Source organism: Microcystis panniformis FACHB-1757, assembly GCF_001264245.1.
GTDB classification, from domain to species: Bacteria; Cyanobacteriota; Cyanobacteriia; order Cyanobacteriales; family Microcystaceae; genus Microcystis; species Microcystis panniformis.
This window is the reverse complement of record NZ_CP011339.1, coordinates 1427829-1441997: the sequence shown is the minus strand read 5'-3', so window position 1 is coordinate 1441997 and position 14169 is coordinate 1427829. Positions and strand designations below refer to the sequence as shown.

Here is a 14169-nt window from a genome sequence, read left to right as displayed (position 1 = left end):
GTATGATAGGAACCCAACGTATTTCTGGCTGCGAGTAATTATTGTAGAGAGGGGAGAGGGGAGAATAAATAAAAATAATCTCCTGACTCGGAGAATACTGACGACCGACTCCTAACCCCATCAACAAACTTTTTCAGTAAACCCTAACTTACCACTTAACATTTCCCTGACCATTTTAGCGGTAGCAGGGGCCAATAAAACCCCGTTGCGGTAGTGTCCCGAGGCCAGAATAACGTTATCGTATCCGGGCAAATATTCGATGATGGGAGCGGATTTTTTCTCCGGTCGCGGTCGCTTACCGGACCAAGTACGCACGATCGCACCCGCAGCCAAAGAGGGACAAAAAGCGATCGCTTTTTGATACACTTGTTCTAATAGGGCAGTATCAGGGATAATTTCGCCCTTTTCGTCCATAAATTCCACCGTTGCTCCAATCCAGTATTCCGCTCCGGCCAAAGGCAGAATATGCAGGTCATTTCCCGTTAAAATCGGCTTAAAATCGGAACTTTCTAAAGGTTGCGTCAATTTTATCTGTAAAGCCTGCCCTAAAACCGGTCGGATCTCCACTGGATGGCTAAGAGTTTCAGTTAAAGCAGTGGAACCGATTCCCGCAGAAAGAACCAAAAAGTCGCTTTCCTCTATACCATTGGAACTATAAACGTGGGTGCATTGCCTCAAATTAGAGCCATGAAGCTCTGTCTTCCCGAAATTTTCAACTTTTACCCCAAATTGACATTTAACCCCCCTTCTTGCCGCAGCAGCGACGAGAGCCTCCGTGAGCAGGACCGGATTAATTTGATGATCACTGGGAGAATAGATGGCACCATGGAGATGCTCCCCGGCCACCTGGGGACATTTTTGCTTCAAAGTCTCTTTATCCCAGATTTCTAGACAATATCCCTGTTCTTGGCGGATTTGGGCTAACTTGCGCCAATTTTCTTCGTCTTCGGCACTCGATCGCAGGAGGACAATGCCATCACGGTAACAGGGAATAGTCAGTCCGGTGAGGGATTCTAGCTCAGGAAGGAGGGTTTCATAACGTTTTAAACTTTCTTGCCGCAGTTTCCAGGCTCTACCTTTAGTTTTATGGCTGATAATCCCCATTAAAATCCCTAAAGCTGCCCCGGTTGCTCCTTGTCCCGGTTTTTTTTCATCGATGAGGGTAATTTCTAATCCTTCGATGGCGCTCAATTCGTAGGCAATGGTGGCCCCTACTATACCCGCACCGATGATGACAATTTTAGTCATAAGACCTCTTGCAAAAATCAAAAATCTTCCTTTAGGTGAGGAGTCAGGAGCCAGTAGCCGGTCGTCAGGAGAATTAAGAATGAGCATTAATCAATTAAATGCTCTATTTAGGGATTTTACGCAATTTTATGTCTATTTTTCTCATTTTTGAACTCTCAAAAATTAATTATGCAAGAACTCTATAAACTCTAGGGGCTATTTTTCTAGCAGCAACAGGACTAAAAAAGGGTTGAGGCTGCATCTCACATTTGCAGAAATACGGACAATCAGCAATTATCAGTGACTTTTAAATTATTACAAATATATCAGCAGCTGCGTGTAAGCATCCCACCGGAAAACTAATGCGCTCCGGGGTTTGGGGGCGGCGCCACGCCCCAACGGGTAGGGCTGTTTCATTCTCCCATCAGAATATCAAAAGTAAAAGCGATCACTATCAGGTAAAATGAGAAGTGACCGGCAACTTTTAAAATATATGTTGAGCTTAATAGAAAAACTGAAACAAGTCAAGGACTTTCGGAAAGATCAAGGAAAAAGACACCCTTTATGGATAGTATTAGTAGTAATAATACTGGGAACAATGCTAGGATACTCAGGTTAGAGAGAGCTAGGAGAGTTGGCTAAAAATAATCGGCACAGGCTCAGTCAAGAATTTAACATAATTCCAGAAAGAGTCCCATCCTCTTCAACAATTAGAAGGGTAATGATGGGAGTTGACTGGCAGAGTTTGTTAAAAATGTTTAAGGAATGGGCCTTAGAAGAATATGGACAAAGAGATGATATAAATTGGCTAGGGATGGATGGAAAAAGTCTCAAAAACACCCGAAAGAATCCCAACAATGAACAACAAAATTTTATCATGTTTGTCTCATTGTTTAGTCAAGAAAGTGGCTTGGTATTACACCTAAAAAGAATCGAAAACAAAAAAGGGTCTGAAATCGACGAAGGTCAAGCTATAATTGAGGATTGCTCTCTCCAAAATAAAGTTTTTACTGGCGATGCTTTACATTGTCAGAAAAAAACAATCAGCTTAATAGCCAAGAGTAAAAATGATTATGTTAAGTAGGTAGGCACAATTATTTGTAGGATGGGTTAGCGGTAGCGTAACCCATGCAGGCGTTGGGTTTCATGCTTCAACCCAACCTACGTTCATTTTATATTTAATTCCACCCACCTACTTATCACCGTTAAAGGAAATCAGAAAAATCTTTATAAGCGAATACAAGACCTGAGTAATTCCTCAAAGCCAGAAAGTTGCTTTCTCGAACAAGATAATAGTCATGGACGAAAAATATCAAGAAAAATATAAGTTTTTAAAGTGAGGAAAAATGAAAGACAAGGGTTTGAAAATCTGCGAAGAGTTATTAAAGTAGAAAGAAGGGGTAGTCGCGGGGATAAAACCTATGAAGAAACAGCTTACTATATCAGTAGCCTAACTGAATCCGCTCAAGTATTTGCTAAAATTATTCGAGGACATTGGAAAATAGAAAATCAGTTACATTGGGTAAAAGATGTAATTTTTGAGGAAGATAAAAGCGAGATAAGTGATTTTCAAGCGGCCAGCAATTGGTCAATTCTCACAACTATAGGATTGAATCTTTTCAGAGGTTTGGGTTTTCTCTCAATAACAGAGGGACAGAGGTGGTTAGCTGAACGTTGGGAAAAACTGATAGTTTTATCGACGTAAGAAGCGGAAAAATTAGCTAAATTAACAGGATGTACTCTCAGAAAATTTCAAGAGAGATAGGCTTTTAGTGGCTTGGGAACAAGCTTTATCAATTTATTCATAATAAATATTGGCAGAGGATTAAATATTAGTTATTGTGACTAACTCTTTTGGTTAGAGAAAGATAAACTTGAGAATCTTCGGTCAAATTTATTGACTCAAAATCAGCTATACTTAATTTAAATGAATCAACCCTAGGGGCAGGGGGGATCGAACCTATAATCCATTTTTAATTTGATTATAACCAACTACTTAGAAGTTAGCCAAGGGAGTCTCAATGAGAGGTAATCCCGACCTAAAAATCGCTAAAACCCCACTTCATAATTCATCATTCATAATTCCCTCTCCCTTTTCCCCATCTCCCTTGTCCCTTCTCCCTTCTCCTGTCTCGGAGTCTCCTGTCTCGGAGTCTCCTCAGCTTAACGGGTTACTCCATCCACCACCGGACGGACATCGCTACCCTCAAAATAGCCGGGGTTGCCTGTCCAGTTGAAATCCGAGACGCGGATGTTGAGTATTCCCAACTGCAGCACCGGGTTATAGCGCAAAATTAAACTATAGGTGCGACGACTCCATTCGAGAAAATATTCTGTACTGATTTCCTTCGCTTGATCGATACTGTAAATGCTCTGGAAACCCACACGAATCGGACCATATACCTGTTGAGTTATACCATAGGACATTGTTTGTTGATCAACAAAGCGATCGAAGAAAAAGGGTGATTGTCCGTTAACTAAACCCTGACTAAAACTGATATTAAACCCGGTATAGTCGAAAAAATCGCGGGAAAAACGCCCAAACTGTCCCAATAATCCCACAGTTCCCGTGACGGAATTTTGCGTCTCTCCGTTAGTGTAATAACTGGTGACACCAGTGACACCAGTGACAATAGCAATATAGGGTTGAACGGGAAGAGGAGAAAATCTTAAGCCTTGGTCGGGAGTCGGTGGTAAAGTAAGGGCAGACCAGAGTAAAAAACTGCGATTGAGGGAGACAGCACCCTGAAAACGGCTTAAATTAGTCACATTATCCGTTGCATTGGCCGCTAAGAGATTACTGCGATCGGTGGGTGCGTTGACATTCTGAACAGAAGCTTGATAACTGAGTCTAATATCCGTATTGGGGACGACAATCACCGGTGAGGTCAAAATTGCCCCAAAACTGCTATTAACCGTCTGAAACCCCAAAGAACCGTTAAAGAGACGCTCGCGATAATTGTACTCCACATTGAGCAGATAGGGATCCTGCAACTGTCCGATCGTCTGTTGAAAGCGAATCTTAGAACGAACAATATTTTCGATCTGTTCCAAATCTAAATTAGAAAAAGAAGCTGTCGCCTGAAAAAACGAGCGCTCACCAAAATTAGTGGCAAAATTGCCCAATAAACCAAAAGCTTTCGGACTAAGGGGTGAAACTTCACCACCTCCGGGGTTAGCTGAGGGAAAAGCATCGGGATTGAGGACTTTTTGAATTAAATATTGGGGTGTCAACTCAAAAAGAGTCTTCGGTGTCTCCACTAAAGTTAGGGGACTTTCTACGAAAAATCCGCCCCGATCCTCTCCATCATAGCCCGGAGCAATTAAAAAAGGACGACGACGACGGCGATCGAAGGTAAGACTATTAATAAAAGTGGGTGCCACTACCCGTTGATCGAAAACCAACTGGGAATTACTCATCCGCAACTCATCGGTAAAGGGGCCGGTACTGCGAAAAGTGGCGGAATTGGCCCGAACTTCCAACTCAGGAGGGGAAAAAGGGTCATTCGTCAGACGCACATTAGTGGCATTCCACACCTTACCATCAAAATTCAAGCGCTCGGCCTGAAAACGGACACGATTAATCGTTCCCCCCGACGGACTACTAATATTCTGTCGATCGCGCCGACTGGGATCCTGTCCCCCGACGACAAATTGAAAACCCTCTCCCGTCGTGATTCTCTGCAAGGGTTGATTTAATGCCAAACGATCGGTTAGGGTTCCAAAAGAACTACTGGCCCCCACATCCGTGGGCAGCGTTTGCCGTAAATCCCTAGCGGTGCTGGGTTGAAAAATCTCCCCATTAGCATTAAATACCACACCGCTATCCTGGACGAAATAATATTCAAAGCGATCGCCGCGCAGGATTTGATCTCCCCGGGTTAGGATCACCTGGCCCTCCGCTACTGCTAACTTTTCGGGAAGATTAATCTGTAAGCGATCGGCTGTTAGTACACTTTGGGCAAAACGTAGGGTGACATTACCTCTAGCGGTGATAATCTGCCGATTTTGGTCAAATTCCTGCTCATCAGCCACTAATTCTAGAGGCTTTTCCTCTTCTGGATTAACTGCAGCGGTCTGAGCTAGGCTGTTATTGAGGGAAATCCAGTATTCTTGGCTGGTTTTTTCGCCCTTTTTCCGCACTAATAGCCGAGTTGAGCCATTTTTATGGTTGAGAGCTTTTTGATTTAATCCTGAAACTATCTCGGTTTCGGGATTAATGGTGACACCAACGGCTGCGGGGGGTGGAGAATTCTGAACAGAAAGGGGTGTTCCTAAAGTTGCCGCATCACCCGCACTGCTAGGTAAAGGTTCTAAGGGAATACCCTGAGCGGGAACCAAGGGTTTTACCTCGACGGTTTCCGGGGGGGGAGTGACGGTGAGGGGAATAGAAACGCTCTCTGCTGAAGGCTTTTTTGCCTCTAGAGGTGCTGGGGTGACAGGGAGGGGAACTACAGACGTGGGACTACTTTCAGAGACTTGGCGCTCCTCCGTTTCCGGTTCAGCTACAGTATTAATCAGGGCAGGTGGTTCAACAGCTAAGAAAAAAAAAGACATGACTGCACGAGTCGGCGATCGAAATAGAGGACGAGCGAACCTCATTGATACTACCACGATCATTATTTCTAGGGAGACAGGGAAAGTCCGATAACTTGTTCCCTGTGTCTCTACCCTAGAACCAGTTTGATAATTGTCTTCTACTCAAAGTCTTTGCGTCCGGGGTTACGGGTAGGATCGCCAGAAAGGAAGCCAAAGATAAAAAGTAAGACAAAGAAGGAAACAACGATATAAACGGCGATTTTTAGGGTTAACATTACTAAGACGTTCTCCTTAGACTAGATTAATTCAATAACAGGGGTGAGCATACCTTGACCTACTTTACCCTATTTGAGTGATCCCTGAACAGAGAAAAGTGATCAGTCTTCAGTCGTCAGTTATCAGTTATCAGTTATCAGTGATCAGATAAGTGGGTGGGTGGAATTAAATATAAGATGAACGTAGGTTGGGTTGAAGCATGAAACCCAACGCCCGCTCATGTTACGCTACCGCTAACCTATCCTACAAATAATTGTGCCTCCCTACTTATGAGTTTTTAGTGGACAGTCTGATCAGTGATCGGTGATCGGTTATCAGCCTACTGTTTACTGTTTACTGATCACTTAAAATACAACTAAATAGCCTATTTTTAGCCAATTTATGAATAATCTCGGTAAATTATATGTGGTGGGAACGCCGATCGGTAATTTAGACGATCTGACTTTCCGATCCCTGGCAACTCTCAAAAAAGTCTCTCTAATTGCTGCCGAAGATACCAGACACACGGGCAAATTATTGCAGCATTTTGATATTCCGACCCCTCAAATTAGTTACCATGAACATAATCGCCTTTCCCGTCTCGATGAGTTATTAAATATTCTCAGTCAAGGTCAGGATATCGCTTTAGTTACTGATGCGGGAATGCCGGGGATTTCTGACCCGGGTTATGAGTTAATTAAAGCTTGTATAGAAGCTCAGATCGAAGTGGTTCCCATCCCCGGAGTAACGGCGGTAATTACTGCTTTAGCGGTGTCGGGATTACCGACAGAAAGATTCTGTTTTGAAGGATTTCTTCCGGGTAAGGAAAAGCTGAAACAAGAGCGCTTAGAGGGTTTAAAAACCGAGACGAGAACGATGGTTTTTTATGAAGCACCTCACAAACTTATTAAGACTTTGGAGGATTTACGGGAAACTTTTGGACCCACGAGAAAGATAGTTTTAGGTCGGGAATTAACCAAGCTTTACGAAGAAATTTGGCGAGGAACTATCGCCGAGGCCATTAATTTATATCGGGATAATAAAACTCCTAAAGGAGAATTTACGATCGTAGTTATGGGCAACGATCAGGCCGATAATATCCAATTATCTGACGAGGAATTAAAACGGGAATTAAAACAAATTATAGAACGGGGAGTTAGTCGATCGCAAGCCAGCAGACAATTAGCACAAGTTACTAATTTATCCCGCAGTCGTTTATACAAATTAGCCCTAGAAATTTGATGATTATCAATTTTTATTCCCACCGCTAACCCTCGATTACTTAGCTGATTGAAGTAACAAAATTCCCCCGGCAGTTAATCCTAAAATATTGGGCAACCAAGCGGCCATCAAGGGGGTTAAAACTCCGCCAATGCCTAAGGAACTGGTGACAAAAGATAGGAGATAATAGGAGAAAATTAGGACAATACAAATACCAAAACTGGTGGCTTTATTAGAATTTTGGGGACGTAATCCCAAGGCTGCCCCAATCATCCCAAAAACCAAACAAACAAAGGGTAAAGATATTTTCTGCTCGATTTGAACCTGTAGTTTTCTAATTTTGGTGGGATTGCCGCTTAATTCCAGTATTTTTAGATATTCCCGCGCTTGTCTTAGGGTCATTTCTGAACCATCTCGGCCTCGAAAAGCTAAATCTAAAGGGGTACGAGGTAGGGCTAATTGTTGATGTTGAAAGCGAACAATATTACGATAGGAACCATTAGGATCAATTAGATAAATTGTGCCGTTATAAAAATCCCAGATATTTTTTTCAATATTCCAAGAAGCTGATTCTGAGGTAATAATTTGATTAACTTCCGGCTGGGTGCGATCGAGAATGGTTAACCCTAACATTTCTTGACCGTTAAATCTTTCGGCATAAAATAACCTTCTTAATACCGTTTGCGCTTCCCCTCCATCCGGTGGCCGCACTTTGCCGTATTCAGGATAAATAATATTATCTTCAATAAAAGACTTGCGATTTGGTCGCAGAGCTTTCGTCATGGTAGCATTAGCTTCATAACTGGCAGCCGGGGCCACATAATCATTAAAAACGTAGGTTAATCCCGTCACTATTAAACTTAGCACAATGGCGGGAATTATTAGGCGATAAACACTAATTCCAATACTTTTAAAAGCAATTAATTCGCTATCACTGGCTAAACGACTGTAGGCCATTAAAGCTGCTAAAAGTATCGACATGGGAAAGGCTAAAACGATAAACTCTGGCATTTTTAATAGGAGAATTTTTAGGGCCAAAGTAAAAGGTAAACCCGACTCAGTAATCCGTCGCACTAAATCAAATAAAGTGCCGATCGCCACTCCCAAAGAAGTGAATAAACCCATCCCAAATAGAAAGGGCAATAATAACTCGACAAAAATATAGCGGTCTAAGATGGTAAATCCGGGTATTCTACTTAAATTTCCTTGCCAATTGCTAACTTTCATGATATAATGCAGCGATTTTTTATTAATAACAATTATCTGAAAAAATTATCACCCAAATAATACTGACGCACCAGAGGATTATTATACAGTTCTTCGCCACTTCCCGCCGCTAAAATCTGCCCTTCGCGCATAATATAAGCCCGATTAGTGATAGCCAAAGTTTCTCGCACATTGTGATCGGTAATTAAAATTCCCATCTGACGATCCCTTAAACCAGCGATCATCGCTTGAATCTCAGACACAGCGATTGGATCCACCCCAGCGAAGGGTTCATCTAATAACAAAAATCTTGGTCCGTTGACTCCCACCGCTAAAGCGCGAGCTAATTCCGTCCTTCTTCTTTCTCCTCCAGAAACGTAAGCGCCTTTAGTGCCAACAATCTTATCGAGGCGAAATTCTTTTAATAAATCATAGAGACGATTTGTCCGTTGGGAAAAGGGAACCCCCGACTGTTCTAGGGCTAACTGAATATTTTCTGATACAGTTAAATAACGAAAAATACTGGCCTGCTGCGTCAGATAGCCAATCCCCAGACGCGCCCTCTGATTAAGGGGTAATTTAGTAATTTCTTTTTGATCGAGCCAAACGCGTCCTAGATTCGGTTTAATTAATCCCGTGGCGATATAAAAAGTTGTGGTTTTCCCCGCACCATTTGGTCCTAATAACCCGACAATTTCCCCCGGGGCAACAGTAATACTCACCCGGTTAACCACGAGCCTTTTACCGTAGGATTTATGGATATTTTCTAATACTAAAGTCATCTTTATCCAGTGTTGGGGTGTGGGGTGTGGGATGTGGGGTGTGGGGAAGTGGGGTGTGGGGAAGTGGGGGGGTGGGGTGTAGGGTGTGGGGTGTGGGGAAGTGGGGGGGTGGGGTGTAGGGTGTGGGGTGTGGGGTGTGGGGTGTGGGGTGTGGGGAGAATACTGCCTTTTGTCTTTTGCCTCCTGTCTCGGAGTCTCCTGACTCCTGACTATCACTGCGGGTTAATAATTGGGGCAGCGGGGAGGGAAGGGGAAGGTATGGGTGCGGGTGTCGGGGAGGCTGCCGGTTGGGGAGAAGTTTCGTTATCTTTGACTAAATAAATTGACTCCACCTGCTGACTGGTTTGGGGAGTAGCGATAAATCTGCCCTCATCGACAAGATAAGTCATCGTTTCAGCGCGGATACTGTTGCCTTCCTGCAAAACATAAACATTACCCGTCATCACTAAACGACGTTCGCGGCTAAAATACTGAGCTTGGGCAGAAGTGGCCTGCATTTTGCGGGCGGGGTAGAACACTTGTACGTTACCCCTCGCAGTAATTACGCCCGTTTTTGAGTTTGCCTCTTGAATATCCGATCGCACTGTCATGGCATTACCTGGTACGATATTCTGCTGTGCTTTGACTAGGGGAGAATTGCCCAATCCCATGACTAAGCTAGTAGAAACGAGGGCAACTAGCCATCCTCTGATTTTTGCGGATCTTGCTCTCATAGAAATGTCACCTATAGACGTAATTGTATTGACTCACTAATCTAGCTTTTTAGAGAACGGGATGACTTTTGAGGATTTTCGGCAGAGAACAGATAGATCGATCGAGGTGGGCATGAGGATGTTCCTGATGGCTTTTCATCGCTTCTAGCACTGCTGGTAAAGCTTGGGGATCGAGATTCTGTAAAAAGTTTAATAGATCCAAACTCTCCCCCACCAAATGCGTCACGTTGATCCCCTCGTAATCGGGTTGATAGTGTTGTAAACGTCTAACCCCTTCTCCCAAAAGAATTACCGCTCCGCGCCAGTTATTATTTTCCAGATGGTAACAAGCGACAGCAATCTGCAAAATGCCTTGATAAAAGGTTTTTTCAGGCTCTGCGGACTCCATCCACAAAGCCTCTAGGGTATCATGACAAGCATAGAATTGCTGGCGATTAAATTCGTCGATTCCTTGGCCAAAAGCGCTGGCTGTCATTACCCTAAACTAATGCCCCTTCATCGATTCGCGGACTTCTTGGATATAGTCGAGGGAAATTGTCTGTTCTTCCCCAGCAAACTCGTTATCGGGGGTAATAAATAGCATACAGTGACATTCTTTCCGTTCCCGCATCGGCACACAGGGACAATTCCAGAAAGTATTTTTTACCTCCGCTTCTTTGTCTTCGTAGTGACGACAGGGACATAAAGGAGAGCCTAATTCGTCCTTATGACGCGCTAACCCCTCAATTACCACCGCTGTCACCGAGAGATCGCTACAGAAGTAAGTATTTGTACGTCTAGCGTACTGTTCGGCAAAATTCTTCATCGCCTCAAGACTCTTATCCGTGTCCGTGATCTGGCTCATAGTTATCTGATCCCCTTAGCTTTCTACAAAAAAACTCCTTACTATCCTATCTCGATCCGCTTCCCCTTGGCTGAGGGGAATTTTTAGAATCTCTTTTGATTTTGCGACCGATCCCCTTGTTAATCTAATACGATAAAAAGACTCTCTTTGGCCAAAAGCTCGATTTTTTGGCCAGCAAATCGGAATTATGGGGGCAAAGTTCCTCAAACCTATCCTTAATTCCTGCAATCCCTGTACCCTATCAATACCAGAACATGATTTTATCTTTCTTGCAGACAAATAAAATTTCTGACGATAATACGCCTTGGTGGCTGAAAATTACCTCCCTTTATCCCCACTGTACCTACTATTTTGGTCCCTTTGCCTCTTTTGAGGAAGCACAACAGCATCAGGGGGGTTATCTCCAAGATCTAGAGTCCGAAGGAGCGCAAGGAATCAGTCTTTCGATCGAGCGGAGTAATCCCCATTATTTGACCGTTTTTGACGATGGAAATCAGGATCTAGCTAAAACTTTCGCTTCCCATGCTCGAACCTTTTCTCGCTTTATTTCTTAAGTCTCCCTGTCCTCTTTGTCAACGGCAGAGCGATCAAGAGCTTTGCCGTGATTGTGGGCGACAATTACAGGCCTATCGTCAGAATAACCCGCTTTTTCTCTGGCACGGTTCTATTCCCCTGTTTATCTGGGGACGCTATGAAGGTAAATTAAAACAGGTGATCGCTAAAATGAAATATGATCGCCATCCCGCTCTCGGCTCTTTGCTAGGCAGTTGCATGGGGGAAACTTGGCTGCTGCGTCCTCCCCTCACCGATAAACGTTTGACGGTGATTCCTATCCCTCTCCACCCAGAAAGATTAAGGGAAAGGGGTTTTAATCAAGCAGAAGTCATTGGCGAGGGTTTTTGTCGTTTAACCGGTTATCATCTGGCTAGTCGCGGATTAATTCGGATTAAGAACACGGCAGCTTTATTTAGTCTGGCAGCCGAGGAAAGAAAAAAGACGATGCAAGCGGCTTTTCAACTGGGGAAAAATTTACCGAAATCAGTACCGATTCTCTTAATTGACGATATTTATACTACAGGAACCACGATCGAGGAAGCCGTGCAGGTTTTACGCACAGAGGGATATCGGGTAGTCGGTGCGATCGCTCTTGCCAGTTCCAAAATTAGCTAAAATGCCCAGACGGAATCGGTCTAGGCATTTTAGGATTTTAAATTAAGTCCGTTTGATCTTGTCGTATTGACTGATGAAAATCAAGCCGATAGTGGCAGGGATCAGGACGATAGCCGCACCTAAAACAAGGCTCCAGAGAAAGTTAGCTAAAGAGGGTGTCATGATAGATAAATCCTTTGTCATATTTTCAAAGACTTAGTTTTTTATCTTATCACCTTGGGCGAGAAGACCTCCACTTCCACGACCAGATAGATGCGATCGCAGGTTTTATATGTCTTCAATCCCTCAAGATAAAGTCTCCCTTGACTTCTCAAGGGGATAGGGATGTTTGACAATAGGTGATAGTTACAAAACTTTAAACTAGATTGGCAAAGATTTTTATGGCTACTGACGATCGCAAACGGCGCATTCTCGATCATCTCTCCAGAAGTACCACTGGTGCTGACTATATTCCCAAAAAACCGCTGCCAATTGTGGAAACTCCTCCGGTGGCAGCGGAACCCGTGGCAGCGCCGCCTCCAGTAACTCCTTCACCGGAATTAACTGCTAAAGAGCGCAAAAGAAAGATAATGTCCCATCTTTCCATGAGTAGTCAAGATTTTGGCGAAATTACTAGCACTGCCCCCGAAGAAAAGCGTAAACGCCAAATTAATGACCATCTACGCCAAAGCCAAGGATAAATAGTAAGGAGTGAGAATTAGCAACTAGGCATCTTCTAGACTGTTCTCACTCCCTCATTTTCTGCTGTCGATGGCAATAATGACAGTTGTTGCAAATCAGTTCCTCGCTCTGGCAAGAAGGGAATGTTAAAGTTAGTAATGAGTGCTTCGGTGATCGGATGACGTAATTTTTCTGTGGAACCCACATGATAAAAATGCTGTTTAGTATAGATATAAAACTGATCAGCACTCCAATTTTTTTTAATTAAAGGATTGCTTCTAAACTGATTACTGTGCCAAGTGGACAAAATAAACCGACAAGAAATATCCTTTAAAATAGTCACCAAACAATCTTCATCCTCTTCAGACCAAGAGTTAAAATAATCGGTGTGTCTCCCTAAATAAGGAGGATCGAGATAGATCAAGTCTGTTTTTTGCCAATCAGATAAAGTCTCTCGAAAGTCAGCAACTTGAAAATTATAATCAGTTTTAATAAGAATATTTTCTAGGGCAATAACTTGATTGACTATTTTGGTAATATATGCTTGAGAAAATCGCTCTGATTTATGACAGTAAGGTACGTTAAACTGTCCCTTACGATTGAATCTCATCACGCCATTAAAACAGGAGCGATTGAGAAATAAAAAATCCAGAGAATTAGGAGCTTGATTAAATCTTTCTCGTACCTGATAATAATAACTTTCTCCCTGTTCCTTAAGAACTTGACCATTTTCTTGCAAAAAAAGCTTCACAGTTTTACTGGTAATAACTTGATTTTTTAGATTATTATAAAACTGGATAATATGAGTATTTGTGTCCGCAAGTAAAGCCTTTTTGGGATTAATATTAAAAGCCACCACCCCCGATCCAGAAAAGGGTTCTATCCAACGCCCAAAGCTAAGATCAGACACAATATTTTTAATATCTTTCACCAATTTAGTTTTAATTCCTTGACACTTAATCGGTGGCACAAGTGGCGTTAACTTCACTAAACACTCTCCTCATCAATAGTAATCTCTATCCACAGCAAACTTAGCTCCTGTTGGCTCGTGAATAAAGGTTAAATCAGGGTAAAAATTTTGTTGAGATACTAACTCTATCTTGGGTGCATCTCATTTTTGCCCTCTCAAAAATTAATTATGCAAGAACTCTATAGTAGGGTTGATTCATGAATCAACCCTACCCAAACCCCCCGTTGGGTGCGTGGCGCGGCCACTGAGCGTGTCGAAGTGCCGCCCCCAAACCTCGGAGCGCATTAGTTTTTCGGTGGGATGCTTACAGGTAGCTGCTGATATATCTGTAATAATTTAAGGGTCACTGATAATTGCTGATTGTTGGTATTTCTGCATAAGTGAGATACACCCCTCTATCTTTAATTGGTTACATCTAGCAAAATTATCAAATATGGGAAAAAGAAGCAATTCTAGGATTTTGAAGATGATTTTCGTATCAATAGAAGGTAGGTAGGTTGGGTTGAAGCATGAAACCCAACGCCCGCTACCGCTAACCCATCCTACAAATAATTGTGCCTCCCTACTTAGGGTCTGCTGAAT

General features: G+C 43.0%; 16 protein-coding genes and 2 pseudogenes. 6 read left to right on the top strand and 12 right to left on the bottom strand.

The genetic code is table 11. The annotated features are described in order from the left end of the window. Nucleotides 1-120 precede the first annotated feature (120 nt). Complete coding sequence (locus VL20_RS07030; RefSeq protein ID WP_052276049.1) at nt 121-1248, bottom strand: NAD(P)/FAD-dependent oxidoreductase; 1128 nt, start codon at nt 1246-1248, stop codon at nt 121-123. 472 nt (nt 1249-1720) lie between these two features. Between VL20_RS07030 and VL20_RS27565 the strand changes: the two are divergent. Both VL20_RS27565 and VL20_RS27560 read left to right on the top strand, forming a co-directional pair. Continuing rightward, nucleotides 1721-2305: pseudogene (locus VL20_RS27565) on the top strand (ISAs1 family transposase); the annotation flags it as partial. A gap of 117 nt (nt 2306-2422) precedes the next feature. Then, nucleotides 2423-2932 (top strand): annotated as a pseudogene (locus tag VL20_RS27560) (ISAs1-like element ISMae8 family transposase); the annotation flags it as partial. Nucleotides 2933-3390: 458 nt separating this feature from the next. On the opposite strand, the gene VL20_RS07015 reads toward VL20_RS27560, so the two are convergent. Next, entirely contained in the window at nt 3391-5784 is a 2394-nt protein-coding gene (locus VL20_RS07015) for a DUF3769 domain-containing protein (RefSeq protein ID WP_052276048.1), read from the bottom strand. A 140-nt stretch (nt 5785-5924) separates the two neighbouring features. Beyond that, nucleotides 5925-6041 (bottom strand): photosystem II reaction center protein I, encoded by a 117-nt coding sequence (locus VL20_RS27555; RefSeq protein ID WP_002732356.1) that lies wholly within the window; start codon nt 6039-6041, stop codon nt 5925-5927. 382 nt (nt 6042-6423) lie between these two features. Between VL20_RS27555 and rsmI the strand changes: the two genes are divergently transcribed. Further along, nucleotides 6424-7263, top strand: coding sequence for a 16S rRNA (cytidine(1402)-2'-O)-methyltransferase (gene rsmI / locus VL20_RS07010; protein ID WP_052276047.1), 840 nt, complete (start codon nt 6424-6426; stop codon nt 7261-7263). 36 nt (nt 7264-7299) lie between these two features. Here the strand turns inward: rsmI and VL20_RS07005 are convergent, their stop codons facing one another. The 5 genes from VL20_RS07005 to VL20_RS06985 form a co-directional block, all read right to left on the bottom strand. Beyond that, nucleotides 7300-8469: an LptF/LptG family permease gene (locus tag VL20_RS07005; RefSeq protein WP_002787175.1), complete on the bottom strand. Its 1170-nt coding sequence runs from the start codon at nt 8467-8469 to the stop codon at nt 7300-7302. A 32-nt stretch (nt 8470-8501) separates the two neighbouring features. Next, on the bottom strand, nt 8502-9230 hold the full coding sequence (gene lptB, locus VL20_RS07000) for an LPS export ABC transporter ATP-binding protein (RefSeq protein WP_052276046.1): 729 nt from the start codon (nt 9228-9230) through the stop codon (nt 8502-8504). A 212-nt stretch (nt 9231-9442) separates the two neighbouring features. After that, nucleotides 9443-9943: an LptA/OstA family protein gene (locus VL20_RS06995; RefSeq protein ID WP_052276045.1), complete on the bottom strand. Its 501-nt coding sequence runs from the start codon at nt 9941-9943 to the stop codon at nt 9443-9445. A gap of 49 nt (nt 9944-9992) precedes the next feature. After that, nucleotides 9993-10418, bottom strand: a complete 426-nt coding sequence (locus VL20_RS06990) for a DUF309 domain-containing protein (RefSeq protein WP_052276044.1) — start codon at nt 10416-10418, stop codon at nt 9993-9995. A 9-nt stretch (nt 10419-10427) separates the two neighbouring features. Continuing rightward, entirely contained in the window at nt 10428-10787 is a 360-nt protein-coding gene (locus VL20_RS06985; RefSeq protein ID WP_052276043.1) for a ferredoxin thioredoxin reductase catalytic beta subunit, read from the bottom strand. 254 nt (nt 10788-11041) lie between these two features. Between VL20_RS06985 and VL20_RS06980 the strand changes: the two genes are divergently transcribed. Further along, on the top strand, nt 11042-11341 hold the full coding sequence (locus VL20_RS06980) for a DUF1816 domain-containing protein (protein ID WP_002787171.1): 300 nt from the start codon (nt 11042-11044) through the stop codon (nt 11339-11341). Then, on the top strand, nt 11310-11957 hold the full coding sequence (locus VL20_RS06975; RefSeq protein WP_052276042.1) for a ComF family protein: 648 nt from the start codon (nt 11310-11312) through the stop codon (nt 11955-11957). The genes VL20_RS06980 and VL20_RS06975 overlap by 32 nt, the downstream gene beginning before the upstream one ends. A gap of 42 nt (nt 11958-11999) precedes the next feature. On the opposite strand, the gene psbX is transcribed toward VL20_RS06975, so the two are convergent. Continuing rightward, nucleotides 12000-12119, bottom strand: coding sequence for a photosystem II reaction center X protein (gene psbX, locus VL20_RS27545; RefSeq protein ID WP_002759073.1), 120 nt, complete (start codon nt 12117-12119; stop codon nt 12000-12002). A 218-nt stretch (nt 12120-12337) separates the two neighbouring features. Between psbX and VL20_RS06970 the strand changes: the two genes are divergently transcribed. Next, complete coding sequence (locus VL20_RS06970) at nt 12338-12637, top strand: hypothetical protein (RefSeq protein WP_002759071.1); 300 nt, start codon at nt 12338-12340, stop codon at nt 12635-12637. A gap of 35 nt (nt 12638-12672) precedes the next feature. Here the strand turns inward: VL20_RS06970 and VL20_RS06965 are convergent, their stop codons facing one another. The 3 genes from VL20_RS06965 to VL20_RS32350 form a co-directional block, all read right to left on the bottom strand. Further along, the gene (locus VL20_RS06965; protein ID WP_052276041.1) at nt 12673-13605 is read right to left on the bottom strand and encodes a DNA adenine methylase; all 933 of its coding nucleotides are present in this window, start codon (nt 13603-13605) and stop codon (nt 12673-12675) included. A 15-nt stretch (nt 13606-13620) separates the two neighbouring features. Continuing rightward, entirely contained in the window at nt 13621-13716 is a 96-nt protein-coding gene (locus VL20_RS27540) for a type II restriction endonuclease (protein WP_071825022.1), read from the bottom strand. Nucleotides 13717-13923: 207 nt separating this feature from the next. Continuing rightward, nucleotides 13924-14046 carry a hypothetical protein gene (locus VL20_RS32350; protein WP_284526155.1) on the bottom strand — a complete coding sequence of 41 codons (123 nt, stop codon included), beginning with the start codon at nt 14044-14046 and terminating at the stop codon, nt 13924-13926. Between the last annotated feature and the right edge of the window lie 123 nt (nt 14047-14169).

Coding starts and splice junctions, on each gene's coding strand:
- VL20_RS07030 (WP_052276049.1), bottom strand. CDS start 1,248: ATGACTAAAATTGTCATCATCGGTGCGGGTATAGTAGGGGCCACCATT.
- VL20_RS07015 (WP_052276048.1), bottom strand. CDS start 5,784: ATGTCTTTTTTTTTCTTAGCTGTTGAACCACCTGCCCTGATTAATACT.
- VL20_RS27555 (WP_002732356.1), bottom strand. CDS start 6,041: ATGTTAACCCTAAAAATCGCCGTTTATATCGTTGTTTCCTTCTTTGTC.
- rsmI (WP_052276047.1), top strand. CDS start 6,424: ATGAATAATCTCGGTAAATTATATGTGGTGGGAACGCCGATCGGTAAT.
- VL20_RS07005 (WP_002787175.1), bottom strand. CDS start 8,469: ATGAAAGTTAGCAATTGGCAAGGAAATTTAAGTAGAATACCCGGATTT.
- lptB (WP_052276046.1), bottom strand. CDS start 9,230: ATGACTTTAGTATTAGAAAATATCCATAAATCCTACGGTAAAAGGCTC.
- VL20_RS06995 (WP_052276045.1), bottom strand. CDS start 9,943: ATGAGAGCAAGATCCGCAAAAATCAGAGGATGGCTAGTTGCCCTCGTT.
- VL20_RS06990 (WP_052276044.1), bottom strand. CDS start 10,418: ATGACAGCCAGCGCTTTTGGCCAAGGAATCGACGAATTTAATCGCCAG.
- VL20_RS06985 (WP_052276043.1), bottom strand. CDS start 10,787: ATGAGCCAGATCACGGACACGGATAAGAGTCTTGAGGCGATGAAGAAT.
- VL20_RS06980 (WP_002787171.1), top strand. CDS start 11,042: ATGATTTTATCTTTCTTGCAGACAAATAAAATTTCTGACGATAATACG.
- VL20_RS06975 (WP_052276042.1), top strand. CDS start 11,310: ATGCTCGAACCTTTTCTCGCTTTATTTCTTAAGTCTCCCTGTCCTCTT.
- psbX (WP_002759073.1), bottom strand. CDS start 12,119: ATGACACCCTCTTTAGCTAACTTTCTCTGGAGCCTTGTTTTAGGTGCG.
- VL20_RS06970 (WP_002759071.1), top strand. CDS start 12,338: ATGGCTACTGACGATCGCAAACGGCGCATTCTCGATCATCTCTCCAGA.